This is a genomic window from Achromobacter sp. 1011791174 (assembly GCF_059760925.1).
This window is the reverse complement of record NZ_JCBANH010000097.1, coordinates 1-25,066: the sequence shown is the minus strand read 5'-3', so window position 1 is coordinate 25,066 and position 25,066 is coordinate 1. Positions and strand designations below refer to the sequence as shown.

General features: G+C 68.9%; 26 protein-coding genes. 7 read left to right on the top strand and 19 right to left on the bottom strand.

The genetic code is table 11. The features are described from left to right. Window positions 1-37: 37 nt before the first annotated feature. Window positions 38-814 carry an ABC transporter ATP-binding protein gene (locus AC6LJ5_RS25040; protein ID WP_498141913.1) on the top strand — a complete coding sequence of 259 codons (777 nt, stop codon included), beginning with the start codon at window positions 38-40 and terminating at the stop codon, window positions 812-814. A gap of 48 nt (window positions 815-862) precedes the next feature. Here the strand turns inward: AC6LJ5_RS25040 and AC6LJ5_RS25035 are convergent, their stop codons facing one another. Together AC6LJ5_RS25035 and AC6LJ5_RS25030 are read right to left on the bottom strand one after the other, a co-directional pair. After that, window positions 863-1,741, bottom strand: a complete 879-nt coding sequence (locus AC6LJ5_RS25035) for a TauD/TfdA dioxygenase family protein (protein ID WP_498141910.1) — start codon at window positions 1,739-1,741, stop codon at window positions 863-865. A 17-nt stretch (window positions 1,742-1,758) separates the two neighbouring features. Then, a complete protein-coding gene (locus AC6LJ5_RS25030) occupies window positions 1,759-2,727 on the bottom strand; it encodes a Bug family tripartite tricarboxylate transporter substrate binding protein (protein WP_498141909.1) in 969 nt (322 codons plus the stop codon). A gap of 91 nt (window positions 2,728-2,818) precedes the next feature. On the opposite strand from AC6LJ5_RS25030, the gene AC6LJ5_RS25025 reads away from it, so the two are divergent. The 3 genes from AC6LJ5_RS25025 to AC6LJ5_RS25015 all read left to right on the top strand — a co-directional run bounded on the left by AC6LJ5_RS25025 (window position 2,819) and on the right by AC6LJ5_RS25015 (window position 4,606). Next, the gene (locus tag AC6LJ5_RS25025; protein WP_103274349.1) at window positions 2,819-3,466 is read left to right on the top strand and encodes an IclR family transcriptional regulator; all 648 of its coding nucleotides are present in this window, start codon (window positions 2,819-2,821) and stop codon (window positions 3,464-3,466) included. Between the two features lie 115 nt (window positions 3,467-3,581). After that, entirely contained in the window at window positions 3,582-4,067 is a 486-nt protein-coding gene (locus AC6LJ5_RS25020; RefSeq protein WP_498141908.1) for a hypothetical protein, read from the top strand. Window positions 4,068-4,069: 2 nt separating this feature from the next. Beyond that, window positions 4,070-4,606 (top strand): hypothetical protein, encoded by a 537-nt coding sequence (locus tag AC6LJ5_RS25015; protein WP_498141907.1) that lies wholly within the window; start codon window positions 4,070-4,072, stop codon window positions 4,604-4,606. Between the two features lie 20 nt (window positions 4,607-4,626). Here AC6LJ5_RS25015 and AC6LJ5_RS25010 read toward each other — a convergent pair whose 3' ends face one another. The 11 genes from AC6LJ5_RS25010 to AC6LJ5_RS24960 all read right to left on the bottom strand — a co-directional run bounded on the left by AC6LJ5_RS25010 (window position 4,627) and on the right by AC6LJ5_RS24960 (window position 15,817). Beyond that, on the bottom strand, window positions 4,627-5,379 hold the full coding sequence (locus tag AC6LJ5_RS25010; protein ID WP_392412920.1) for an amino acid ABC transporter ATP-binding protein: 753 nt from the start codon (window positions 5,377-5,379) through the stop codon (window positions 4,627-4,629). A gap of 19 nt (window positions 5,380-5,398) precedes the next feature. After that, the gene (locus AC6LJ5_RS25005) at window positions 5,399-6,052 is read right to left on the bottom strand and encodes an amino acid ABC transporter permease (RefSeq protein ID WP_103274346.1); all 654 of its coding nucleotides are present in this window, start codon (window positions 6,050-6,052) and stop codon (window positions 5,399-5,401) included. A 112-nt stretch (window positions 6,053-6,164) separates the two neighbouring features. After that, window positions 6,165-6,956 carry an amino acid ABC transporter substrate-binding protein gene (locus AC6LJ5_RS25000; RefSeq protein WP_103274345.1) on the bottom strand — a complete coding sequence of 264 codons (792 nt, stop codon included), beginning with the start codon at window positions 6,954-6,956 and terminating at the stop codon, window positions 6,165-6,167. 137 nt (window positions 6,957-7,093) lie between these two features. Further along, window positions 7,094-8,161 (bottom strand): NAD(P)H-dependent flavin oxidoreductase, encoded by a 1,068-nt coding sequence (locus AC6LJ5_RS24995; protein WP_392412897.1) that lies wholly within the window; start codon window positions 8,159-8,161, stop codon window positions 7,094-7,096. Window positions 8,162-8,176: 15 nt separating this feature from the next. Further along, window positions 8,177-8,785 (bottom strand): hypothetical protein, encoded by a 609-nt coding sequence (locus AC6LJ5_RS24990; protein ID WP_498141906.1) that lies wholly within the window; start codon window positions 8,783-8,785, stop codon window positions 8,177-8,179. A 53-nt stretch (window positions 8,786-8,838) separates the two neighbouring features. After that, window positions 8,839-10,359: an MDR family MFS transporter gene (locus AC6LJ5_RS24985; protein WP_498141905.1), complete on the bottom strand. Its 1,521-nt coding sequence runs from the start codon at window positions 10,357-10,359 to the stop codon at window positions 8,839-8,841. Window positions 10,360-10,369: 10 nt separating this feature from the next. Next, window positions 10,370-10,906, bottom strand: a complete 537-nt coding sequence (locus AC6LJ5_RS24980; RefSeq protein ID WP_498141904.1) for a cupin domain-containing protein — start codon at window positions 10,904-10,906, stop codon at window positions 10,370-10,372. Continuing rightward, on the bottom strand, window positions 10,887-11,576 hold the full coding sequence (gene maiA, locus AC6LJ5_RS24975; protein ID WP_498141912.1) for a maleylacetoacetate isomerase: 690 nt from the start codon (window positions 11,574-11,576) through the stop codon (window positions 10,887-10,889). Before maiA ends, AC6LJ5_RS24980 begins: the two co-directional genes overlap by 20 nt. 25 nt (window positions 11,577-11,601) lie before the next feature. Continuing rightward, on the bottom strand, window positions 11,602-13,497 hold the full coding sequence (locus tag AC6LJ5_RS24970) for an FAD/NAD(P)-binding protein (protein ID WP_498141903.1): 1,896 nt from the start codon (window positions 13,495-13,497) through the stop codon (window positions 11,602-11,604). Further along, the gene (locus AC6LJ5_RS24965; RefSeq protein WP_498141902.1) at window positions 13,497-14,390 is read right to left on the bottom strand and encodes an N-acyl homoserine lactonase family protein; all 894 of its coding nucleotides are present in this window, start codon (window positions 14,388-14,390) and stop codon (window positions 13,497-13,499) included. The genes AC6LJ5_RS24970 and AC6LJ5_RS24965 overlap by 1 nt, the downstream gene beginning before the upstream one ends. Then, window positions 14,387-15,817 (bottom strand): KamA family radical SAM protein, encoded by a 1,431-nt coding sequence (locus AC6LJ5_RS24960; RefSeq protein WP_392412907.1) that lies wholly within the window; start codon window positions 15,815-15,817, stop codon window positions 14,387-14,389. Before AC6LJ5_RS24960 ends, AC6LJ5_RS24965 begins: the two co-directional genes overlap by 4 nt. A 114-nt stretch (window positions 15,818-15,931) precedes the next feature. Between AC6LJ5_RS24960 and AC6LJ5_RS24955 the strand changes: the two genes are divergently transcribed. Together AC6LJ5_RS24955 and AC6LJ5_RS24950 are read left to right on the top strand one after the other, a co-directional pair. Beyond that, complete coding sequence (locus AC6LJ5_RS24955) at window positions 15,932-16,786, top strand: LysR family transcriptional regulator (protein ID WP_103274337.1); 855 nt, start codon at window positions 15,932-15,934, stop codon at window positions 16,784-16,786. A gap of 144 nt (window positions 16,787-16,930) precedes the next feature. Continuing rightward, entirely contained in the window at window positions 16,931-17,944 is a 1,014-nt protein-coding gene (locus AC6LJ5_RS24950) for a hypothetical protein (RefSeq protein ID WP_498141901.1), read from the top strand. A gap of 27 nt (window positions 17,945-17,971) precedes the next feature. On the opposite strand, the gene AC6LJ5_RS24945 is transcribed toward AC6LJ5_RS24950, so the two are convergent. Continuing rightward, on the bottom strand, window positions 17,972-18,502 hold the full coding sequence (locus AC6LJ5_RS24945; RefSeq protein ID WP_103274335.1) for a CbrC family protein: 531 nt from the start codon (window positions 18,500-18,502) through the stop codon (window positions 17,972-17,974). 122 nt (window positions 18,503-18,624) lie between these two features. Between AC6LJ5_RS24945 and AC6LJ5_RS24940 the strand changes: the two genes are divergently transcribed. Next, window positions 18,625-19,485 (top strand): TlpA family protein disulfide reductase, encoded by an 861-nt coding sequence (locus tag AC6LJ5_RS24940; protein ID WP_498141900.1) that lies wholly within the window; start codon window positions 18,625-18,627, stop codon window positions 19,483-19,485. Between the two features lie 108 nt (window positions 19,486-19,593). On the opposite strand, the gene AC6LJ5_RS24935 is transcribed toward AC6LJ5_RS24940, so the two are convergent. From AC6LJ5_RS24935 to AC6LJ5_RS24915, 5 genes are all read right to left on the bottom strand, one after another. Continuing rightward, window positions 19,594-21,039, bottom strand: a complete 1,446-nt coding sequence (locus AC6LJ5_RS24935) for a DUF6138 family protein (protein ID WP_498141899.1) — start codon at window positions 21,037-21,039, stop codon at window positions 19,594-19,596. 63 nt (window positions 21,040-21,102) lie between these two features. After that, window positions 21,103-21,417 carry a PhlB family protein gene (locus AC6LJ5_RS24930; protein WP_498141898.1) on the bottom strand — a complete coding sequence of 105 codons (315 nt, stop codon included), beginning with the start codon at window positions 21,415-21,417 and terminating at the stop codon, window positions 21,103-21,105. Then, complete coding sequence (locus AC6LJ5_RS24925) at window positions 21,414-22,514, bottom strand: thiolase family protein (protein ID WP_498141911.1); 1,101 nt, start codon at window positions 22,512-22,514, stop codon at window positions 21,414-21,416. The genes AC6LJ5_RS24930 and AC6LJ5_RS24925 overlap by 4 nt, the downstream gene beginning before the upstream one ends. Before the next feature lie 65 nt (window positions 22,515-22,579). Next, window positions 22,580-23,890 carry an MFS transporter gene (locus AC6LJ5_RS24920; protein ID WP_498141897.1) on the bottom strand — a complete coding sequence of 437 codons (1,311 nt, stop codon included), beginning with the start codon at window positions 23,888-23,890 and terminating at the stop codon, window positions 22,580-22,582. A 45-nt stretch (window positions 23,891-23,935) separates the two neighbouring features. After that, window positions 23,936-25,066 (bottom strand): AMP-binding protein (locus tag AC6LJ5_RS24915; RefSeq protein WP_498141896.1); only part of this gene is annotated, 1,131 nt, incomplete at its 5' end.

Genomic DNA, 25,066 nt, shown 5'->3' with positions numbered 1-25,066 from the left:
CGCCGGCTCCCACCCCGACCCGCAGGCCGCGCCCGCGCTGGCGCTGCGCGACGTGACGCTGGCCTATGGCGCCCGCAAGGTGCTGGACGGCCTGTCGCTGACGATCCCCGCCGGCGCCTTCACCGCCGTCGTCGGCCCCAACGGCTGCGGCAAGTCCACGCTGCTGCGCGTGCTGGGCGGCGCGCTCGCGCCCTCCCAGGGCCGCGCCCTGCTCGACGGCGCCGATCTCGCCGGCCTGCGACCCAAGGCGGTCGCGCGGCGGCTGGCCTACCTGCCGCAGGATCCGCAGGCGCCAGAACTGATCACCGTGCGCGACCTGGTCGCGCGCGGCCGCTATCCGCATCAATCGCTGCTGCGACTATGGAGCGAGGCCGACGCGCAAGCCGTCGACGCCGCGCTGGCCGATACCGAGCTGACCGAACTCGCCCAACGCCCGGTGCAGACGCTGTCCGGCGGCCAGCGCCAGCGCGTCTGGCTGGCGCTGGTGCTGGCGCAGGACACCGGCATCCTGCTGCTGGACGAACCCACCACTTTCCTGGACATCCGCCACCAGCTGGACCTGCTGGACCTCTGCGCCCGCCTGCACGCGGCCGGCCGGACCCTGGTCGTCGTGCTGCACGACCTGAACCTGGCGTTCCGCTACGCCAGCCGCGTCATCATGATGCGCGACGGCCGCATCGCGGCCCAGGGCGCGGCCGATGAAGTGGTGACCGAGGCGGCGCTGCGCCAGGTGTTCGACCTGGACTGCCGGGTGATGCCCGATCCGGAGACCGGCAGTCCGATGATCGTGCCGCGACGTGGCCGTTCTCTCTGACGCCAGATTGCTGTCCCGTAGGTGCGGGCGTACCTGCGGGACAGCGCACTAGGCCGCCACGCCCACCGGCCGATCCCCCGATATCGTCGTCCGGTGCATCTCGCGATCAAACCCGTCGTAGTCATTCATCGCCAGGTGCTGGGTGCAACGGTTGTCCCACAGCGCCAGCGCGCCTTCGCTCCAGCGGAAGCGGCAGGTGAATTCCGGACGGGCGGCGTGCTCGTACAGGAATTGCAGCAGCGGTTCGCTTTCCTCCTGCGTCATGCCGTCGAAGCGCAGCGTGTAGGTGCTGTTCACATACAGCGCCTTGCGGCCCGTGGCTGGGTGCACGCGCACCACGGGATGGATGACCTCCTGGACCGCGCGGTCGTCGGTGCGCACGTCCATCTTGTGCGCCGGATCGCCGTTGTTCACCACCGCCCCGCCGGAGCCATAGGAGCGCACGGCGCTGTGCACGGCGTTCAGGCCGTCCAGCATCTGCTTGAAGCGGTCCGACAGCGTGTCGTAGGCGCGGTACATATTGGCCCACATGGTGTCGCCGCCATAAGGCGGAATCACGCGGCCGTACAGCGCCGAGCCCAGCGGCGGTTCCTGCGCGTAGCTCATGTCGCTGTGCCAGAGGCCGCCGAACAGGCGGCGCTTGGTTTCGGCCTTGCCCTTCATGACGGGCAGGATGGCCGGATAGCCGTCCAGCGCGCGCACGAAGGGCACTTCCAGCAACTCGCCGAAGCGGGCGCTGAAGTCGATGTGCTGCTGCGGCGTCAAGCGCTGGCCACGGAAGAAGATCACCAGGTTCTCGTGCAGCGCGCGGCGGATTTCCTCGAATACCTCGGCGGGCAGTTCGCGCGACAGGTCCACGCCGTCGATCTCGGCGCCCAGCGCGCCGGCGATGGGCCGGACCTGCAGATGGCGATACGGATTGCTCATGACAGTCTCCTCCAGGTTCATTGGACTTTGATCTGGGCGCTGCGCACCAGCGCGCCCCACTTGTCGGTTTCGCTGGCGATGTAGCGGCCAAAGCCGGCCGGCCCGTCGGCGACGACGATGCCGCCCATGGCCGCGATCTGCTCGCGCACGTCGGGCATGGCCAGCACCGCCAGCAGCTCCTGGTTCAGCCGTTCGACGATGGGCTTGGGCGTGGCGGCCGGCACCAGCACGCCGAACCAGCCCGAGATCTCGTAGCCCGGCAGGCCGGCCTCGGCCATGGTGGGCACGTCCGGCAATTGCGGCGAGCGCGTGGCGCTGGTGATGGCCAGCGCGCGCAGCTTGCCGGCCTTCACCAGTTGCAGCGCCGACGGCATGTTGTCGAACATCATCGGCACATGGCCGGCCACGGTGTCGTTCAGCCCCGGCGCGCTGCCCCGGTACGGCACATGAGTCAGGCGGATGCCGGCGGTGCTGGCGAACAGTTCGCCGGCCAGGTGCAGCGAGGTGCCGGTACCCGGCGTGGCATAGCCCAGCGGCGCGCCGGCGCGCCTGGCGTAGTCGATCAGCTCCTTGACGGATTTCACCGGCAGCGCCGGGTTGACCACCAGCAGATTCGGCACGCTCATCAGCATGGTGACCGGCGCCAGGTCGCGCTGGGGCTTATACGGCAGGTCGGGATACAGCGCGGGGTTGATCGAGATGGGGCCGATATTGCCCATCACGATGGTGTAGCCGTCGGCCGGCTGCTTGACCGCGTAGTCGGTGCCCAGGTTGCCGCCGGCGCCAGCCTTGTTCTCGACGATCACGGTCTGCTTCAGCCGCTCTCCGAGTTTGTGGCTGACCAGCCGGGCCAGCATGTCGGTCGAGCCGCCCGGCGGGTACGGCACGATCCATTTGACGGGCTGGGCGGGCCAGGCCGTCTGCGCGCCGACGGGACAGGCGGCCACCGCCATCCCCGCCATCAGCGCAAGCGCGATGCGTTTCATATTTGTCTCCTTCCCTGGCCGCGGGTCTTGCCGTCGGCATCGTTTATGGATATAGTTCACTAGGTGAACATATAGATCACCTAATGAACGAATGAAGAATAATAGATCGATCCAGAGGTGTCTAGCGATCCTGCGCGCCTTCGGCGGCAACGGCCGGCCCACGCTGGCAGACCTGGCGCGCGCGGTGGACCTGCCCCACCCCACGGTGCTGCGCTTCCTGCTGACGCTGGAGGAAGAGGGATACACGGCGCGCGAGGACAGCCGCTGGCGCCTGACGCCGCAGGTGTTCGAGCTGGGCTTCGCCGCGCTGGACAGCCTGGGCGTGTCCGGCGCCGTCGAGGAAACCTTGCAGCAGCTGGCCGAGGCCTATTCGGGCACCTCGAACCTGGGCGAGGCGCATGCCGACGGCGTGATCATCATCGGCCGCGCCATGGCGCCGGCCGAACGGCGCCGGCTGGTGGTGATGAACCTGCGCGTGGGCAGCGTGCTGCCGCCCGCGAGCGCGCTGGCCGGCGCGCTGCGCCTGCCGCCCGGCGAATGCTGCACGCTGGACTATCCGGACAGCAATCAGGTCTCGGTGGCCGTGCCTGTGCCGGGGACCGGCGCGCGCGTGCTGTCCATCGGCATCTCCACCGGCGTGCAGGAAGCGCCCGGGGAACGCATTCGTGATGAGATCGTGCCGGCGCTGCAGGACGCCGCTGAACGCGTCAGCCGGTTGATCCGATTGGCGCCGGTGTAGGCGCGCGGGGCTTGAACGCAGACTTGGCCATCGCAAGGCCACCACCAAGCCATCGCAAGCTTGGTAGCATGGCGTGCCTCGTCCTTTCCTGGCGCGAGGCCAACGCGGAGCCCGCATGCAGCACAACATCCATGAACGTCTACTCGCGCATCTGGCCGATCTGGGCTGGACCGTGGCGCGCGCCGCCGATCCCGCGACGCCGCCGCCGGGCGCGCATGCCGCGCACCGGGATTTCCTGGGCCGCTATGCCCTGCTGTGCCGCGCCGACGAAAGCGTCTGGTTCCTGTCGGCCGCCGACTACGCCGGCACGGCCGACAGCGCCTTTGCCTGGGATGAGTTCAAGCACCTGAGCCTGGACGCCGCGCTGGATGACGAGGACCGGCAAGGCATACGTACCTTCTGGGACCGTCACCTGCCCGTGCTGATGAGCGTGGCCGGCGACTACGAATTCCTGGCGATCGACCAGGACACCGGCGCCGTCGTGCATGGCATCGAACCCGAGTTTGAAGCAGTGACGGTCGTGGCCGACAGCTGGGCGGGTTTCTGCGAAGCCGTCATCGCGGGCCGCGTACTGCCGGCGCTGTTCAAGCAGGCATCCTGAACATGGGCAACAAGCAAGCCCGCGCCCTGAGCCGCCCCAAGGATCACGCCGTCCAGGCCGTTTGCGATCGGTTTGAACTGTCGGTCAGCTACGCGCCGCCCAGCCTGCGCCTGACGCTGCGCACCGACCTGCCCGCCAGGACGCGGGTCGAGCTGGAGATCACGCGCCTGTTCCTTGAGCAAGGCGGTCAGCATTGGTACTGGACCATGCTGGAATTGGCCACGCCGGTGGCGCCGCTCGACGACGGCACGATGGGCCTGACGCTGGAATACAGCGTGGACGAGCTCGACGCCAAGGGCCTGGCATCCTATCGCTCGCTGAAGCGCAGCATGGGGCTGCGGATGGCGGCGGCGCCGTCCCTGGAGACGCGGATCGCGCTGAACGCGCCGGCCAGGGAACATCAGTTCGGGCTGTGCAATCGGGGCTTGTCCGGCCTGGCGGTCAGGATCGACCCGTCGCGGCATTACCTGGAGCAGGAAGCGACCATCGCCCTGCCCTTGAGCGCAGCGGCGATGGCGAAGCTCGATATCGCTTCCTGATCCGGGATCAGGGATCCGACCTACAGCATGTGCGCCAGGAACTCGCGCGTGCGCGCCTCGCGCGGGGCGCGGAAGAATTCCTGGGAATCGGCCTGCTCGACGATGCGGCCATCGTCCATGAAGACCACACGGTGCGCGACTTCGCGGGCGAAGCCCATTTCGTGGGTGACGACCAGCATGGTCATGTGCTCGTCGGCCAGCTGCTTCATGGTGCGCAGCACCTCGCCGGTCAGCTCGGGATCCAGCGCCGAGGTCGGCTCGTCGAACAGCATGATGTCCGGTTCCATGGCCAGCGCCCGCGCGATGGCCACGCGCTGCTTCTGTCCGCCGGACAGCCGGCCCGGATAGTTGTCGCGCTTGTTCAGCAGGCCGACCTTGCGCAGCAGTTCCTCGGCCTTGGGCACGATGGCGTCGCGCGGCATGCGCTTGACGGTCAGCGGCGCCTCGATGACGTTCTGCAGCACCGTCATATGCGGGAACAGGTTGAACGACTGGAACACCATGCCCATCTTGCGGCAGATGCGGCGCACGTCCGCGTCGGACGCGTACTGGCTGCGGCCGCCGGCGGCGTCCTGGGCCAGGAACTCGCCCTCCACGGCGATGCTGCCCTCGTCGATGGTCTCCAGGTGGTTCAGGCAGCGCAGGAAGGTGCTCTTGCCCGAGCCGGACGGCCCGATCACCGCCACCACCTCGCCCTTGGACAGGGTCAGCGAGACGCCGTCCAGCACGCGGTTGGCGCCGAAGGACTTGACGATGCCGTCGGCCTGGATCATGACGGGACGATCCATGGGATTACTGGTCGTACTTGGCATAGCGCTTTTCCAGATGCTGGAAGAACCACGTCAACACCAGCGTCATGATCAGGTAGAAGGCGGCGGCCACCAGGAAGGGCGTGGTGGTGAAGTCCCGCTGCACAATGCCCCGCGCCGTGCGCAGGATGTCGTTCAGGGCCAGCACGTAGATCAGGGAGGTGTCCTTGACCAGCGTGATGGTCTCGTTGCTCATGGGCGGCAGCACGCGCTGCACCATCTGCGGCAGCACGATGCGGCGCATGGTCTGCAGATAGCTCATGCCCAGCACCTTGCTGCCCTCGTACTGGCCACGGTCCACCGACTGGATGCCGGCGCGGAAGATCTCGGCGAAGTACGCGGCGTAATTCAGCGCGAAGGCCACCACGGCGGCCGGGAAGTCCGGCAGGCGCACGCCGATCACCGGCACGAAGGGCAAGGCGAAATAGATGAACAGCATCTGCAGCATCAGCGGGGTGCCCCGCATCAGCCAGATATAGCCGTTGACCAGCTGGCTCAGCGCGCGCCACCGCGAGATGCGCGCCAGCGCCAGCGCCAACCCGAGCGGCACGGCCAGGGCCAGCGTGATGAAGAACAGCGTCAAGGTGACTTTCGCGCCTTGCGCCAGGGGCCCCAAAAGGGAGAGTACGTAGTCCATGCAGAGGAAGGTTCGCGCCGCGCGGGGCGGACGCAGAGTCGTGGACGGGCGCGCGCCGCGCGCGCGGGCGCCGCGCCCGCGACCACAAGGCCGGCGGGCGCGTCCGTGCCGTTTACTTGATGATGTTGGCGCCGAACCACTGGGTAGCGATGCGGCCGGCGGCGCCGTCCTTCTTCATCTCGCCCAGGGTCTTGTCCAGCTTGGCCAGCAGGTCGGCGTCATCCTTGCGCACGCCGACGCCGTAGTCCTCGGTGCCGAAGTTCTCGTCCAGCACGCGGTATTCACCGGCGCGCTTGCTGATCAGGTAGCGACCCACCACTTCGTCCACGACGATGGCGTCCAGGCGACCGGCGGCCAGGTCCATCAGGGCCGTGACGTTGTCGCCGAACTTCTTGACTTCCTTGATGCTGCCGGCGACCGGATCCTTGGCGATGGCGTCGGTGGCGCTGCTGCCGTCCTGCGCGCCGACGACCTTGCCGGCCAGGTCGGCCTTGAGCTTGATGGGCGAGGCCGTGCCGACCACGATGATCTGGTGGTTGGCCATGTAGGGCGCGGTGAAGCTGATGTTCTTCTTGCGCTCTTCGGTGATGGTCAGACCGTTCCACAGCACGTCGACGCGCTTGCCGTTCAGCTCGGCTTCCTTGGCGCTCCAGTCGATGGGCTTGAACTCGACTTCCATGCCCAGGCGCTTGCTGGCTTCCTTGGCCATGTCGATGTCGAAGCCGACGATCTGGTTGTTCGCGTCGCGGAAACCCATGGGCGGGAAGTTGTCGTCCAGGCCGACGACGACCTTGCGGGCCTGCGCCGGGGCGTTGGCGGCGGCCTTGGGCGCGTTATCGCTCGGGCCGCAGGCGGCCAGCAGCGAGCTGGCGGTCACGAGGAGAACAGCAGTCAGTTTTTTCATGGTTTTGGAAGCGCGCGGGGCGCGAGAATGAAGAAGCCGGTGGCTGGGTAGGTGCAGCGAGGCGGTATTTTAGCCCCCATTGATCGGGCTGCGGCCGATTGGGGGCCGTAACGGGGAAAACCAGACCCCGGCCACGCTCAAACGCCCATGGCCTGCCCCAGGCGCCCCGCGCAGGCCAGCGCCTCGTCCCACAGCCGGCGCGTCAGCGCGCCCGCGTCTTCCTCGCGCGCCAGCGCGCCGGCCTCGCCGGCCCACAGCAGCGAGAAATCGCCCTTGCCGGCCTTTTCGAACGCGGCCTTCAGCGGATCGACCGCGCCGGTCGCCAGCGGGAACACCGGCGCCGCCTTGCTCATCGGCCCCTGCTCGCGCATGAAGCGGGTCAGCAGCCCGCGCGCGGGCCGGCCGGTGTACAGATTGGTCAGGCGGGTGGTGTCGTCGCGCGCCTCGCGCACGGCCTGGCGATGGATCTCGGAGCGGCCAGCCTGCGGCGTCAGCAGATAGGCCGTGCCGATCTGCACCGCGCTGGCGCCCAGCGCGAAGGCCGCCGCGATGCCGCGCCCGTCGGCGATGGCGCCGGCGGCGATCACTGGCACGCGCACCGCGTCCACCACCTGCGGCAGCAAGGCATACAGGCCCGGCTGGGCATGGATGTCATCGGTCAGGAACATGCCGCGATGGCCGCCGGCCTCGGCTCCCTGGGCGATGATGGCGTCCACGCCGCGCGCGTCCAGCCAGCGCGCTTCCTCGACCGTGGTGGCCGAGGACAGGATCATGGCGCCGCTGCGGCGCACGCGCTCCAGCAGGTCCTCGGGCGGCAGGCCGAAATGGAAGCTGACCACGGCCGGACGGGTATCCTCGACGACCTCGCACATGGCCTCGTCGAACGGCGCGCGGCCCGGCCCGCTGCCGGCGGCCGACAGGTCCAGCCCGGCCTCGGCGTAGTACGGCGCCAGGGTTTCGCGCCAGCGCGCCTGCGCGGCCTCGTCCGGCGCGGGGGCGACATGGCTGAAGAAATTGACGTTGAACGGCGCGCCGGTGTGCGCGCGGATGTCGGCGATCTGGGCGCGCAGCGCGTCGGCGCCGAGCGCCGCACAGGCCAGCGAGCCCAGGCCGCCCGCCTGGCAGACGGCGACGGCCAGCGGGCTGAAGGAGCCGACCATCGGCGCTTGGATCAGGGGCAGTTTCGACGGCAGGGATTTCTTCATGGTCGGGTCCGGGAATCAGGGGCTCGCCCTTCGAGGGCGGGAATGCATGAGCCGCTCAGCGTACTCGGCGAAATGCGCAGCCGTAAGCATGCCAGACTTGCGATCGTCCGGCTCGTGGACTCCGGCGCCCATCCTGTCGCCGCCCCCCTGCCCTCGCAGCCCCGGCCAGGGGTGGATTTCGTGCGGGCGTATCTGCGGGACAGCACACTGGCGCCCCGCCAGCGCGTGCGCGCCGATGCCGGTCAGCATGATGCCACCGGCCTGCCGCCCCTGGCCGAGCAGCCAGTTGCTGATCGCGCCGCCCAGCACCAGCGCCACCGAATTGCCGGCGAACAGGTAGCTGAACTGCGACGCGCTCAAACCGAAATGCCCGGTGAACACAAAGGCCGAAGCGCTGATGTAGTTGAATAGCGAGCCCAGCACGAAGCCGCCCGGCAGCGTGTACGCCATGAAGACCGGATGCCGCAACTGCCGGCCATAGGCGCGCGGGATGGCGCCGGCGTTGAGCGGCGCTCGGTGCTCAGGAGGCAGCCATTCCACCGTCGGCGCCGACGCGGTCAGCAGCAGGATCAGGCCGGCGCCGATGAGATCGCCGTGGCGCGTGGTGGTGGTCGCGCCACTCATGCCTTGCACTCCGGCCCCAGCGCGTGCGCCAGCGCGTCGGACAGCACGCGCCGCTAGCCCGCGTCCGCCTGGACGCCGGACTCCGGCTCCGCTCTTTCAAAGCGCGCGGCGGTCTTGCGGAATGGAATGACCGGCAAGCGCGTCAGCGCCGCCCAGGCCAAGGCCAGTGTCAGGGCGCACGCGCCGAAGAATACGCTGAAGGCGTGCACGGCTTCCTGCGCCGCCGCGTCGCCCGCCACCGTGCCCTGCGCCGCATGCGCCGTCTCGAGCTGGCTGCCCAACGGCCCCAGCAGGTGCAGCACCACCGCGCTGAAAACGGCCACGCCGATCGCCCCGCCCACCGCGCGGAAAAAGGTGTGCACGGCGGTGGCGATGCCGATATCGCCCGCCGGCACCGAGTTCTGCGATGCCACCATCATGGGCGGCAGGCTCGCGCCGATGCCCACGCCCAGCAGGAAGGAAAGGCCAACGACGGCAGCCAGGGCAAGCGTGCCCGCCGCCACCGCAAGCACCAGGAACGCGGCCGTCGCCACGGCCAGGCCCACCAGCGGCGACAGCTTGTACCTGCCGGTGAAACGCATGTATTGCCCCGACAGGTACGACCCCAACACCACGCCGAACAGCGGCGCCGTCAGCAGCACCCCGGCCTGGCCCACCGTCTTGGCGCGGCACAACTGCAAGTAGAGCGGCAGATAAATGCTCAAGGCCATGTTCACCATCGTGATGAGAATGGCGCCGATCGAGGTGACGACGATGATCCGGTTGCGCAGGATGGAAATCGGCAGCAGCGGCTCGCTCGCGCGTTTCTGCCATGCCAGGAACAAGGCGCCAAGCACGACGCTGGCGCTGAACAGCCCCAGGATCACCGACGAGTCCCAGGCATGCTGGCGGCCGCCCCAGGCCAGCGCCAGCAGCAGGAACACGGTCGCCCCGACCATCAGCAGCGCTCCCGGATAGTCGATGCGATGCTGGCGCCGCCGCGCGGACAGATCGGCCAGCGTGAACCAGCTGAGTACGATGGCCAGCAGGATGAGCGGCAATTTGAACCAGAATATCCAGCGCCAGGAATAGTATTCCGACAACAGCCCGCCCAGCACCGGCCCGGCCAGGCTGGAGACGGCATAGGTGCCCGAGATGTAGAGCTGGTAGCGCCCCCGCTCGCGGGGCGACAGGATATCCGCGACGATGGTGTTCGGCAGCGCCATCAGGGCGCCGCCGCCCAGGCCCTGAATCGCCCGGCCGCAAATCAGCATGTCCAGATTCACGGCCAGGCCGCACAGCAGCGTGCCGGCCAGGAACAGGCCGAGCGCGGCCACGACCACGCTGCGCCGTCCATGGATGTCACTCAGCCGTCCTGCCAGCGGCGTGCTGGCGATCGAGGTCAGCAGGTAAGCGGTCACGACCCACGACACGTTGCCGAAGCCGCCGAACTCGGCGGCGATGGGCACCAGCGCCGGCGCCACGATGGCCTGGTCGATGGTGCCCAGCAACATGACGAGGATCAGGCCGGAAAAGATGATGTGCACCTGCCTGGGGCTGTAGCGCTCCGGCGCGTCGGGGGCGGCGTGGGTCACGATGCGGACCTCATGCCGGCGTCGCGGCGAGGGCTTGCCGCTGCCCGGCGCTGGGCGGCTCGGCATAGATGTGGCGCGTGACGCCGCCATCTTCCCGCACCAGCGAGCCCAGCGCCGCATGCTGGGGCAGGTTCTGCAATCTGAGCAGGATCAGGCCGGTCCCGGCATCCGGATTGCCGATCGCGTGCGGACACCATGCCGGCACGAATACCACGTCGCCCTCGCTGGCCGGCCGCTGCTCGGAAGAGGCCCCCAGGCTGAACGCCGCCCGGCCCGACCGGACGATGTACAGATGCCAGAACGAGTGCCGGTGCGAGGCGGTGGTCTCGCCGGGCGCCAGCGCCTGGATCACCAGCGACAGCCCCGGCGCGACGGCGCCGCGCTCGGACGCGCCGCCCAGCGCCAGCGTGCCTTGGGGATTGCCCGGCCAGGCGCTCAAGGCCGTTTCGATCTCGGCCCATTTCCAGGCAACGGGATCGACGCGCGCCTGCGCCGTCTGCGCGAGATAGTCAGAGTAGGCAATGATTTCACCGTGCGTGGGGCGCATGTTCTTGCTCCTGGGTATCCTGGACTGTCGGGTTCAACACATGATCGGGGTGGGCCTGCGCGAAGGCCGGCAGGCGCAGGCAGGCGTCGGAGATGCGGGAGATCGTCGGCCATTCCCCGAGCTCCAGGCCGTTGCGGCCGGCGGTGTGCGCCTGCGGCACCAGCGCGATATCCGCCAGCGACGGGCGGTCGCCATGGCTGAATTCGCCGGTCGACGGATCGCGGGACAACAAGGTTTCCAGGGCATCGAAACTCTGCCCTATCCAGTGGTGCTGCCAGGCTCGGACCTGCGCATCGTCATGCCCCAGTCGCTGCTTGAGATAGGCGCCGACTCGCATCGAGGCCAACGCATGCGTATCCGCGGCGATCACCTGGAACAGCGCGCGCACCCGGGCCGCGCCGGCCGGATCCGGCGGCAGCAAGGAAGGCTGGGGGAATCGCGCCTCCAGATACTCGATGATGGCCAGCGATTGCGTCAGGATCCGGCTCCCGTCCTCCAGGGCCGGCAGCAGGCCCTGTGGATTGATCATCAGATAGGCTGGCGCTCGATGCTCCGCCAGGCTCAGGTCGTGAGTGACGGTCCGGTACTCGACACGCTTCAGATTCAGCGCGATCCGCACCCGGAACGACGCCGACGACCGTTGAAATCCGTGCAGTGTTATCAAGAACATCTCCCGATCAGAAAGGGACGCGGCCTCATGCCGCGACCCGCGACGCCAGCAGACTCGCGGCATACAGGTCCGGCGCTGGCCGGGCAGGCTTCGTCGCGGCGACGCCGATCGTGGCGATCAGCTCGCGCACGCACTGATCGGCGTCGCGTGTCTGGCGCGAGGCGATGCGCGGGCGCGGCAGCGCGTGCGTATAGAAATGCGGGCCCTCGACCGGGAAGCCGACGATCCAGATGCGCGCCTCCGGCACGCCGTCCGCGCCGACGGGATGCAGCTGCTGATCGATCTCTATGCCGCCCGGGTGATATCCGCCATTCAGGTAAGGCCGGACCAGTCCCCGGCCCAGCAGGTTGTCGGACAGCGGCGACGCATCGGTCAGCGGAGAATAGGCATCCAGCCTGGCCACGATGAGCACGTCCGCCTGGCTGGTTTCCACGCGCTCGCCATAGCGCGCTTCGATGCGGAACCGCGCGCCGGCCTCGTCCGCACGCAGCCGGGCGCCCGGTCCGCCTGCGATGTCGATGATCCCGGCCGCGTGCAGCGCCAGGTATTCGAGATTGCGACGCCTGGGCGGACCAAAGGAAATGCGGTTGGTGACGGCGTTGAACTCTTCCACGAAGTAGCGGTGCGACGCGGGCGTCAATCCGCCGTACTCCACGGCGCTGCGCAGCGCCTCGCGCGTATCGCGCAGCACGTCCGTGGCCGCCTTCACCGGACTGCCCAGATTGCCCGCCTCGGCCTCGCGCAGGTCGGCGCGCACCAGCGCATCGAAAAAAGCCCGGAACTCAGCCAGCGACGCGAACTGACGCTTGCGCAGCGGCCACAGGATGTCCTCGATGGCGTCGCGCTCGGCCTGGCTAGGCACGAACGTGGCGGCATCCACATCGCGACCCGTGGCGGCGGCGCGGTACGCGTAGGCCATTTCCTGGATGATCAGGGGCAGCACGTCCTCCTGGAAATCCAGCCGGCCGTCGCCGCTGGCTGCGATCCGTGCCTGCCGACGGGACTGCACGGCCTGCGGCGTGAAATAGCGCGCCTGGTGCCGGCCGGTAAGTCCTTTCTGGTTGATGCCGCGCGCGGCGAAAGGCAGGCAGTTGCGCGAGAACAGCAGCAGGCCCGGCTCCTTGCCGGAGCGCTGGTAGCGCAGGTCGCCGGCCGCGTCCTCGACGTAGCGACCGCCGCGTCCGGTGGTCAAGGCCGCGATGACGTCGTGCGCGGTCAGTCCGAATCCCTGTATGCCGACCGTGGCCGTGGCGGGAATCTGCGCCAGCGCGTGTATCGGATACGGCGACGGGTAGTACTCCAGGCTCGGATTGACCCGCTTGCGCCGCTCGACGAACGAGAGGAATTGGCGGTCTTCGGCACTGGGCTTGCGGTAGCCGTGGCCCGTGGTCAGAAAGACATAGTCGGCTGCCCGCCTGGCACCGTTTTCCAGCGCCAGCTCGAAGCCACCGTCGTGCCGGGCGATGTCCACGACGCGGGTCTTGTGGTGGTACACGCCGACATGCGCCGGCAGCAGGCCGACCACGCGCCGATAGACCCAGGACAGGTATTCGCCCAGCAGGCTGCGCGGCAGATGGTCGGCGTCGGTGATGGCCCGACCCGAATCCTCGAAGGTGCGCAGGTATCGATCGCCATGCCGCCGGTAGCCGCTCAGGTGCGCCCATTGCACCAGGGACAGCCCTTCCTCGCCACCCGCGACGCTGCCCGGGGCGAACATCGTCACCTGCGAAGCCACGGTATTGATGAGCAGATGGTCGGACTGGCCGGCGGGATGGACGCCCTGACCGCAGTCGCCCGGTTCGAACACCTCGATGTCCAGGCGGCTTGCTTCCGGCAGTGAATGCGCATGTTCCAGGATGCGCTCCAGCACCGTCAGGCCCCTGGGACCCATGCCCACGATCGCCACGGCTATTGCTTTCATCAGAGTTCGCTCCCAAGTCCATGCGCCAACGGAACCGCGAAAGGCCGGCCGCCGCCCGTGGCGACTTGCGAGCGCTCCGCGTAGGTGTCGAGGGGATGCCGGTGCAGCGCCACGATCCCGTCCGCGCCGCGCACGGGCGGAAAGCGCGCCAGCACCGCCGGGTCATGCCCGGGAATGATGTGCTCCGGCCCGTCCGCCAGTTCCTCGATGCGGCGATGGCCGTCCAGCATCCGGCCCACGTCGAGCACGATGGGAAACGGCCGGCGGGCGCGCAGGTTGTCCCAGTAATGCGCGGCATCGCTGGCCAGCACCAGCCAGCCTCTCTCGGTCGCGACGCGCACCACCTGCAGGCCTGCCGTGTGCCCGCCGATCAGGTGCAGGCTGACGCCGGGCGCGATCTCGGCATCGCCGTCGTGGAACACCAGCTGGCCGGCATGCAGCCGCTCGACGGCCTGGGCCACGTCCCGAGCCTCGAAGGGGCTGCGCATCGCCGCGTGGCACATGCAGCGACCCGTGCAATACGCCATTTCCTTTTCCTGCAGATGCAGGCGCGCCTTGGGAAACGCGGCGATATTGCCCGCGTGGTCGTAGTGCATGTGGGTCACGACGATGTCCTCGACGCTCTCGGCGGCGATGCCGATCTGCTTGAGCAGATCCACCGGCGAGGCCAGATAGCGACGCCCTCTCCTGACAGCCATGTCCGCCGAGAACCCGGTATCAACCAACAGGGTCCTGGCCGGATTGCGGATCACCCACACATAGAAGTCCAGCGGCATCGGGGCATTGTCATGCGGGTCCTCGCCCAGATAGTTCGCCGCGCTGCGCCGCTCCGCGTGCGTGGCGTATCGCAATGCGTAGACCTCATAGAGCGCGTCCGCCGTCCGGCCGCTCATTCGATCACCTCCAGGTCGCTGGGCGCGTGCCTGTCCGAGCGCGACGCGCCGGCCGGCACAATGGGAATCGTCGGCGACGGGGCGACGCCGTCCTGCTGGAAGAAAAAGCGCTTTTCCCCGAACGCCGGCTGCAATTCGTCCAGCCAGGTTGCCAGCGGATCGAACCGGGCGTAGAACGGGCGGCGCACCCAATCCGGATTTCGTGCCTGCAGGAACTGCAGGGCGAAGACCTTTTCGCCGGCCAGATCGACAATGCCGTCGACCAGCACCTTCCCGGGAAAGGCGCTCATGGACGGCCCGCGCACTGTGCGCGCCAGTCCGGACACCGTGCGGTAGGCCTGCTGGAAGATATCGTAGGCGCGCGCCAACGGCAGCTTGAAATAGTCGCTGGGCCCGGTGTCGCGCTCCACGAACATGTAGTACGGAACCGCGCCCAGCCGCACGCCGGTGGTCCAGAGTTCCGCCCAGTCCGCCGGATTCTCATTGATGTGGCGTATCAACGGCGCCTGGATCCGCACGGTGGCTCCGGTGGCGATGATGCGGCGCAGCGCCTGCTGCGCGATCGGATGCCGTAGCTCGGCCGGATGGTTGTAATGGCCCATCAGGGCCAGGTTCCTGCCGCTGCGCACGACGGTTTCGAACAGCCGCAGCAGATCATCGGCATCCTTGTCCGTAACGAACCGCTGCGGCCAGTAGGCCACCGCCTTGGTGCCGATTCGGATGTTCTGGATATGCGCCAGGTCCGGCGCCAGCAAGGGCTCGATGTAGTCGGTCAGCGACCGGGCGTTCATGACCAGCGGATCCCCGCCCGTGATCAGCACGTCCGTCACTTCGGCATGACGCCGCAGGTAGGTGGCCAGATCGGCGGACGCCCGGGCGTCGAACTTCAGCTCTTCCATGCCCACGAACTGCGGCCAGCGGAAGCAGAACGTGCAATAGGCATGGCAGGTCTGCCCGGCGCTGGGAAAGAACAGCACCGTTTCCTTGTACTTGTGCTGCACCCCGGCCAGCGGCACCCCGTCCAGTTGCGGCACGTTGTGCGTCATCTGGCCGGCCGGATGCGGGTTCATGCGCATGCGAATGGCATGCACGCGCTGCTGTATCTCGGCTTCGGACGCGCCCGCCGAAAGCAGGTCGCGTATCGCGGCGTACTCCGGCTCGCGCAACATGTCCCGATGGGGAAAGGTCAGCCGGTAGATGGGATCGTCCGGCACATTGTCCCAATCGATCAGTTCCTCCAGCACATAAGCATTGACGCGAAACGGAAGGACCCGGGAAACCACCTCGACCGCTTCGCGCAGATCGGCGCCCAGCAGATTCCACTGCGGCGCCTGCCTTATGGTTTGCCTGGTGTACGGCTTGAACTTCCATGCTTGCTCGCCCGGCATCATCAACCTCGCTGCGTTCATGTGGGCGAACGTGGGCATCGCGCTTTCCGGTGGGCCGTTCGCCTGTCACCCACGTCGGCAATCTAGCAAGTCTCATCCCACATAAACAGTTATGATCTGATATATCAACCATTTCTATAATTAATAGATACCATGCGCCCACATCTGGATCTTTCCGCGGTGGAGGCCTTCGTCCTGGTGGCCGACTTGCGCAGCTTCACGCACGCGGCCGAAGCCCTTGGACTGACCCAGGCCGGCGTCAGCCTCAAGCTGCGGCGGCTCGAAGGCGCGGTTGGACGGCGCCTGCTGGACCGGACGCCCAGGCAGGTGCGCCTATCCACGGATGGCGAGGCCTTCCTGCCGCACGCCCGCACCCTGCTCGCCGCGCAAGAGCTGGCGCTGATGACCCCGCCCGAACCAGAACGCGAGCTGACCATCGCGATCAGCGACCATGTGGCCGGCCCCGAGCTGCCCGAGATCCTGGCCCGGGTGCACGCCTGCGATCCCGCGCTGATGCTGAAAGTGCGGGTCAACTATTCGCGCAACGTCATCGCGCAGTTCGACGACGGCCTGGCCGACGTGGCCGTGGTCAGGCGCCAAGGCAAACGTCGCGATGGCGAGCTGCTGTTCGAGGACCAGTACGGATGGTTCGCCAGCGTCGGCGCCAGGCTGGACGGCAAGCTGCTGCCCTTGATCACCGTCACCGACGAATGCGGCGTGGGCGAAACCGCGACCCGGCTCCTGGCCGCGGCCAAGACCCCCTGGATTGACGCATTTCTTGGCGGCGGCGTCGCCACCGCGATCGCCGCGGCCCGTTCGGGCATCGGCGTGCTACCCCTGCCCCGGCGGCTGGCGACGGCCGGGCTGGTCGATGTGGGCGGCGCGCTGGCGCTTCCACCCTTGCCCGGCGCGCAGATCATGATGCACGCCAGGCGATTCGATGCCCAGACCACGGCGACGCTGCGCGTGTTGGCCGCGGCCTTTCGCAGCGCGGCCGCCCGGCCCTGAGTCACCGCGCCTCCATCCGCCTGGTCGCGGCGGTAGATAAACTAAGCAGATTTGCGTATTTCGGCGTCAGGCCACGCCGGCCTATAGTCCGTCGGCGGAATTTTCCTTCGCGATGAACGAGATCCCCGAACGGAGTTCGTGAAGATGAAGCGACAACGCAGTCTGCAACCCCACCCCCGATCGTCCGCCGCCGACGCCGACCACAGCCTGGCGGTGCGCGGCACGGATCTTCAGAAGGCCATGGAACACGTCGCGGCCATCGCCGGCGACAACCCCGTCCATGCCTTCGAGACCGCCATGCATGCCGTGACCAGCCAGCTCGCGCAAGGCGCGGCGTCCGGCGGCGCCCCGGCATGTGCTCCTGGCCCCATGCATGGGCCGGGTCGGGCCGGACTGCTGCACCGGCGCGCCGGCAGCAGCATGGATTGCTTCGCCGATGTCGCCATCGCGCGCATGGAATCGGGCTGGGCCTTGAACGCGACCGACCTCCTGGGCATTTCCGCCAATCCCGGCGAGATGGGCGAGTGGTATGTACTCACGCCAGGCGAACAGGGCGGCAGGCGGGCCTTTCGCATCGACGCCAACGCGGCCGGACTGCGTTTGCACCCTGCCCCGCCTGCCGCCCGCAGCACGCCGTTCAACGCGCACCTCCTGTCATTGGACAACGTGCGCGTCGCGGACGACGACGCCTGGGACCTGGGTCCCGCGCAGGCGCCCAGCGAAACCTTCATGCGCCTGGTGTCCGTCTATCGCGCCATGGCCGCCGCGCTCTGCTGCGGACTGGGACGCGCCACCCGCAGCATTCTGTCGACGCCGGCGATTCCGGCCACGGCACGCGGCGCCGTTCCCGCGGCGCGGCAGGCGCGGTCGGGCCAGCAGCTAGGCAAGATCGACGCGTTGCTGCTGACCAGCGATATCGTCATGCGCGGCATCGCCAGCGACCTGGCGCGCGAGCGACCTTTCCCCCAGGCCAGTTCGACCCGGCTTCACCGCCTGGCCGTAGACAGCTCGCTGGCGGCGGTATCGCTGGCCTGGCGCGGCGGCATCCGAGAGACGCACACGGGCTTTGCCTCGCTGCGCCGCTATCGACGCGATGCCCTGGCGGTCGCCGCGCTGATGGCCGTGCTGGACGGCGTGGACGTTCCCACGCCGGCATGATCCGCCAGCCGGCGCGTTAAGCCTCCGCTACGCCGCGTCGGCGTGCGCGCGATGCGCGCCGCAGTGCAGGCAGCGGAACAGATATCCGCCGATCACGGCGCCGTTCTCGGTGATGTCGGGCAGCACGTCCTCGGGCCAGCCGTCGTCCAGGATCGCGGCCTGGGCGTCCGGCATGTCCTTGAGCCGGTCCCAGCCCACCGGCCCCAGGTAGGCGCAGGCGTCGCCGCAGCAGATCTGCCAGCGCTCGCAATGCCAGGACAGGTAGCCGGGCGTGCGCAGATTGAGTTCTTCCTCGACCGACGCCGGCACCTCGCCTTCTATGTCGCCCACGAACTCGGACCCGAATTTCCGCGCCGCGCTGCCGTCCGCGATGCACCAGGGACACAGGTTCGCCGGCTGGTCGCCCAATCCATAGGGCTCGGTCGCGTAGGCCCAGCCGGTGCACAGGCCGCAACACGGGCACTCCAGGTCGGCGATGGCTTCGATGGCGCCGGTGGCGACGGGATCGGGGTGATAGCGGAAATGAGGCAGTTCGTGCCTGGGACGCGGACCTTGCATGTTGCGGACTCCAGCGGGATGGGCGACAGCCTGGCAGCATAGCGCATGCCGCGTCGCCGCCCGCGATGGATGATCATGCTAGGCTTGCCTGCCCGGTTCCCGCCTTCCCCGCCGCACACCTCATGACGCCCGCGATCCGTCTCGGCCCCCTGGTCTTTCCGATTGAACTCGGCGTGCTGCTGCTGTCGGCCGCGCTCGGCCTGCTGGCCTGCGCGCTGCTGGCGCGCCTGCGGCGCGTCCGGAGCGACATATCCGCCGCCGACGCCCCCAGCGCCCGCAATACCTTGTGGAATGCGCTGCTCTGGGGCCTGCTCGCCGCACGGCTGGGCTATCTCTGGCAGTACCGCGACGCCTATCTGCCGGAACCGCTGTCCATGCTGGACCTGCGCGACGGCGGCTGGAACGGCCTGATCGGGCTGGCGGCCGCCTGGGCCTATGCCTTGGCGACGATCTTGCGCCGGCGCGCGCCATGGCGCCTCACGCTGGCGGCGCTGGCCGTGGCCAGCCTGGTCTGGCTGGGCGGACGCGCGCTGATCGCGCCGTCGGCGCCGCAATCGCATCCCGCGCTCGCCGAACTGGTCCTGAGCGACCTGCAAGGCGCGCCGGCCTCGCTGGCGGCTTTTCGTGGCAAGCCCGCAGTGGTGAACCTGTGGGCCAGCTGGTGCCCGCCGTGCCGGCGCGAAATGCCGGTGTTCGAGCAGGCGCAGGCCGGGCATCCCGACGTGCATTTCGTGTTCCTGAACCAGGGCGAGTCACCGCGGGCCATCGCCGACTACCTGCGCGACCACGCGCCCGGCCTGCGCAACGTGCTGCGGGACGGCCAGAGCCAGGCCTCGCGCGCGCTCAGCAACAGCGGGCTGCCCGCCACGCTGTTCCTGGACGCCGACGGCAGGCTGACGGGCCTGCGCGTCGGCGAGCTGTCGCGCGCCACGCTGCGCGAACGGCTGGACGCGCTCAAGGCGGCCAACGGCTCCGAACCCTGAGACAGATCGGAGATTCAGCGTTCGCGGCGTTTCTCTTTCGAAACGAAACGGCCGATATCGGGCAGACCGCCATAGCGCCTGGCCGGATCGGCCATCTCCAATGTTCTGCTACCGCCCCAGCTCATCGGCGAATATCTCCGTGTACAAGGCGCGCAGCGCCTCGGGCGCCTTGCGGATCACCTGGCCGCCGCGATCCTTGTCCGCCTGCTCGCCCCAGATCGCATGGCGCGCGGCCCGGAATGCCGCCTCGTCGACGCGCTCGCCCAAGAGATTCGCGCGCAGCGCCGCGATCGAGGAAGGGGCGTCGCCCGCGACGCGCCTGCGCGCCTCCAGCAACCAGCCCAGGCTGTCCGCGTTGGCGATCCGCTCCGCGTAGGTCTTGCGGTGCCGCAGATGCTGGATATTGCCGGCGCAGGCCAGCAGGTACGCGATCGCCTCCCGGGTGAAGCCATGGGCGTCGAGATAGCCTTCGACATAACGGCCATGCATGGATTGATGCTCGCCGTCCGCCAGGGCCAGATAGTCGAGCACCAGCGGCGCATGCGCCGCGCTGGCGCAGCCCAGCGCGAACACGGCGAAGCTGCCCGGCATGGCGCAGTCCTCGGCATCGAGGTTCGTGTACCACTCGTATTCGCGCATGGCCCGCCGCGCATAGGCCTCGATGGCCGGGTGCAGCGCCGGATAGGCCGCCGCGCAGGCGAACAGCTGGTGCACGCCCTTCTTTGGCAAACCCTTGATGGGCAGGTACGTCTTGGTCGGCCCACGGAACTCGATGGCATAGGAGCGCGGGAAGTCCGTGGTCGACAGCAGGCGGTCCAGGTAGCCGAGCGCCTGCGCATAGGCGGCCTCGCTTTCTTCCTGGACGGTGATGCGGATCACGGCCAGCGCGTCATTGGCCTTCGCGCTCATGCCCGCGCCGCGAAACGCCGCCAGTTCCCCGGGCAGCTCGCCCGTGCCGTCGCGCTTGAGGCGCGCCGGCAGGTCGCTGCCCAGCTGCGTCACCTGATTGAAGATGCGCTCGGCGCTGACCGAGGCGTAGCTGGGGCCGAACTTGAGATCGCAGATCGCGACGTAGCAGGCGAAACGGAATAATCCGTCCGACACCACGGCGGGGTCTGCTCCTTCCTTGAGCACCCATTGTTCCCGCCAGTCGTTGCCCTTGTTCACGAAATGCGGATCGCGCAGGCGGCGGTCGACCCAGCGATGCAGCAGGTAGTCGATGTCATGCCAGCCTAGCAGCAGGCGCATCCGCTCGGCGAACGCCCGGGCGGACGCGGCGTCGAACGGCGCGGCGGGCGCTCCACACGGGGGGACGGGCGTGCCGGCCGGCGATACGTCCCGCGACGCGCTGGACAGCCCTTCCAGCACATACTCCACCACCGCCTGGCCCAGGATCTTCTGCCCATCCACGACAAAGCCCCTGATGCTTTCGCCCGAGAGCTCGCGCACCTGCGCCGTGCCGTCGTTGACCTGCGCGACCGCGCGATCGAATGCGGCGCGCGCTTCGGGCGTCTGCCGCGTGTCTTCAAAAATCAACCAGTTCCGTTTGTTCATGAGGAGAGCATCTGCTGCGTGAAGCGCTGGACAATAGCACGCGAGGCGGGCCTGCCGGACGGATCAGGCCGGCCCGCCCCAAGGCGCATCGAAGCCGTCCTGACGCCGCGTCGACAGCGCCAGCCGCTGGCCGGCGCGCAAGCTCTCCGCCAACTCGGGCGGCAGCCTGATGATCAGGTCCGGCCCTTGCGGCAGCGCGCGCACCGTCGCCAGCAGGCGCAGTCCGCCCTCGCCGTCCGGTATCGAGGTCCAGGCCAGCAGCTTGCCCGACTCGACCGCCACGGGTTCCGCCTGCGCATGGCCGCAGGCCGGGCACCACAGCCGCGCGGGATAGACCTTGTGGCCGCAGGCCGCGCAGGCAAATACATGCAGGCTCATGCGCCCTCCCTTTCCAGTACCGCCGCATTGGCGCACATGCCGTAGCGCAGTTGCACCATGCCGTAGCCGGTGGCCACGCCCCGCCGCGCGCCGGGAATCTGGCGTTCGCCCGCCCGGCCCAGCAATTGACGCGCTACTTCCGCCAGGCCGTGCATGCCGCCCGCCGTGCCGGCCTGGCCGGCCGACAGCTGGCCGCCGGCGGTGTTGACCGGCAGGCTGCGGTTCGCCAGCCGCCGCGCGACGAAGCCCGGCAGGTCGCCGGCGTCGGTGAAGCCCAGGTCGCAGAGCTGGGCCAGCGCCATCGCCGGATAGTCGTCGTAGACGCCAACCACGTTCATGTCTTCAGGCCCGATGCCGGCCTCGGCCCACATCGCAGGCGCGAATTCGGCGATGCCGGTGACCAGTCCGTCGCCTTCCTGTTGATCGCCGTTGTAGCGCGCGCCGCTGGCCCGCAGCGTCACATGCACGCCCGCGGGCCGCGCCGACAGCACCAGCGCGCAGGCGCCGCTGACCACGGGCACGCAGTCCAGCCGGCCCAGCGGCGGCGCGACCAGGGGCGCGTCCAGGTACTGTCGCAGGCTCAAGGGCTGGCGATAGGCGGCATTCGGATTCCCGGCCGCCCATTGCCGCTGCGCCACGCACAGCGCGCCGTAGTCCTCGCGCCGCAGGCCGGTCCGCATCATCTGGCGCTGCGTCAGCATGGCGAACAGCGGGTTCGGCCCCACGCAGCCCAGCGGACTCAGGTACTCGCGCGCGCTGCGGTTGTAGTCGCTGACCAGGCCCTGAAAATCCGCGCCGGCGAAATGATCGCCGGCCGCCAGCACGATAGTGCGGGCCTGCCCGGCTTCCAGCGCCAACCAGGCCTGCCGCAGCAGGTTGATGGCGCTGGCGCCGCCCATCTCGTCCTGCATGCACCAATTCAGCTTCAGGCCCAACCGCCAGCCCAGGTCGATGGCGCGGTCCGGCCGCAGGCTGAACGAGGCCACGCCCAGGCCGTCCACCTCGCCCGGCGCGACGCCGGCGTCGGCCAGGGCCAGGCCGATGGCCCGGGCCAGCAGGCCGGCCGTGCTGCAACCAGGCTCGGGATGGCGCAGCATCGGCGTCTCGCCGACGCCGACGATGCCGGGTCTGGATCCGGCTCCGGATTTGATCGCGCCGGCGCTCACGCGCGCTCCTTGCCTTCCGGTTCGCGCGTCAGCAGCAGCGTGACCACGGTGATGGCCGCCATGCCGACCAGGAACCACGCGACCGGCGTGGCCGATTCGTATTTGCGCAGCAGCGCCATGGCGATCAGGGGCGACAGGCCGCCGGCGAACACCGAGGCCAGTTCATGGCCCAGCGCCAGGCCGGTGTAGCGCACCTCGGGCGGGAACAGCTCGGCGAAGTACGCCGGCTGCGTGCCGATCATGGCCGCGTGGCACAGGGTGTTGCCCAGGAAGAAGGCCAGGAAGATCCAGACCGGCTCGCGCGTCTGCACCAGCCAGAAGAACGGGAACGCCACCAGCATCAGCCCGGCCGCGCCGATCAGGTAGACCGCGCGCCGCCCGATGCTGTCCGACAGGTGGCCGAACCAGACCAGCGTGCCCAGCTCCACGAACATGGACGCCAGCACGCCGCCCAGCATCAGGTCGTTGGGGATTCCCAGGAACTTGCCGTAGGCCAGCGCGAAGGCCAGGAAGATGTACGAGCCGCCGTTCTCGGCCACGCGCAGCCCCATCGCCGTGAACACCTGGCGCGGATAGCGGCGGAACACCTCCACCGCCGGCATGCCGCGCTTGGCGCTGCGCGAGGCCTGCACGAATTCCTCGCTTTCCGGGATATGGCGGCGGATGTACAGGCCCACGCCGAAGATCAGCACGCTCAGCAGGAACGGCAGCCGCCAGCCCCAGCTCATGAACTGCTCCTGCGGCAACTGCTGCGCCAACATGAAGACGCCGGACGACAGCACGAAGCCGCCGGCCACGCCCAGCTGGCTGAACGACGAGAAGTAGCCGCGCCGCCGGCCGCCGACGGCCTCGCTGATGAGCAGCACGCCGCCGCCCCACTCGCCGCCCGCGGCCGCGCCCTGCATCACGCGCAGCGCCACCATCGCCGCCGGCGCCCACAGGCCGGCCTGCTCATAGGTGGGCAGCAGCCCGATCAGGAAGGTGGCCACGCCCATCAGGCCCAGCGTCCATTCCAGCGCCAGCTTGCGGCCGTAGCGGTCGCCGATGTGGCCGAAGATCACGCCGCCCAGCGGCCGCGCCAGGAAGCCCACCGCGAAGCCGGCGAAGGCGCCCATGGTGCCCAGCAGCGGGTCGGTGCCCTTGGGAAAGAACAGCTCGCCGAACACCAGCGCCGCCGCCGTGCCGTAGATGAAGAAGTCGTACCACTCCATGGCGTTGCCCGCCACCGAGGCCACCACCACGCGTCGCGTGCGCCGCTTGCGCGCGGCTTCCTCGCTGGCGGCCTGTTCCGCCAAATTGTCTGCCATCGTCATTGCCGCCCCTTGTGTATGTTGTGTAGTCCCTGCACCGCCCTAGCGCGACACCTTGTAGCCCGCCTTGTCGCGGTCCCAGGTGTCGGCCGTCACGCCTTCGTCGCGCAGCTTGAACTTGCGGATCTTGCCGTTCTCGGTGCGCGGCAGTTCCTCCATCGCGCGCAGATAGCGCGGCACCGCGAAGTACGGCATGCGCGGCTGACAGAAATCCAGCAGCTCCGCGTGCGCCACCTTGCTGCCCGGCTTGTAGACCAGCGCCGCCATCACCTCGTCCTCGGCCAGCTCGGATTGCACGGCGTAGACCGCCACGGCCGCGATGGCCGGATGCGCCAGCAGCACCTGTTCCACTTCGTAGGAAGAGATGTTCTCGCCGCGCCGGCGGATCGCGTCCTTCATGCGGTCCAGGAAGCGGTAGTAGCCGTCGGCGTCGCGCACCACCCGGTCGCCGGTGTGGAACCACAGGTTGCGCCAGGCCTCGACCGTCTTGTCCGCCATGGCGAAGTAGCCGGTGGCGATGGCGTAAGGCGGGCGCGCCCGCAGCAGCAGCTCGCCGGGCTGGCCGTCCGGCACCGGCGCGTCGTGCTCGTCGGCCACGCAGGCCTCGAACTCGGGCGCGACCCGGCCCATGGTGCCCGGGCGCTGCTCGGCCAGCACCCCCCCCAGCGCGAAATTGGTCTCGGTGGAGCCGTAGCCTTCCAGCAGCGCCAATCCGGTGCGGCGCAGGAATTCGCCGTGAAAGCGCTCGGGCACGCCCGGCGCCAGCGCGATGCGCGCGCGGTGGCGGCGTTCGGCCGGCGCGGGCTCGCGCGCCAGCAGCATGGGCACCATCGCGCCCAGCAGGTAGGTCACCGTGGCGCCGGTCTGCTCAAGCCGGTCGAAGTATCGGCTGACCGAGAAACGCTCGTCGCAGACGATGGACGCGCCCGTCACCAGCGCCTGGAAACAGGCGTTCAACGCATTGGTGTGGAACAGCGGCAGGCTGGTGTAGAGCACGTCCTCGCCGCGGATCTCCAGGTTGCGCGCGGCGATCAGGCCCCACCACCAGAATTGCGCATGCGGACAGCACACGCCCTTGGACAGGCCGGATGTGCCGGAGGTGTACAGGATGGCCAGCATGTCGCCCGGCCCCAGGTCGGCCGGTTCGACGCCTTCGGGCGGCGCGGCGGGGGG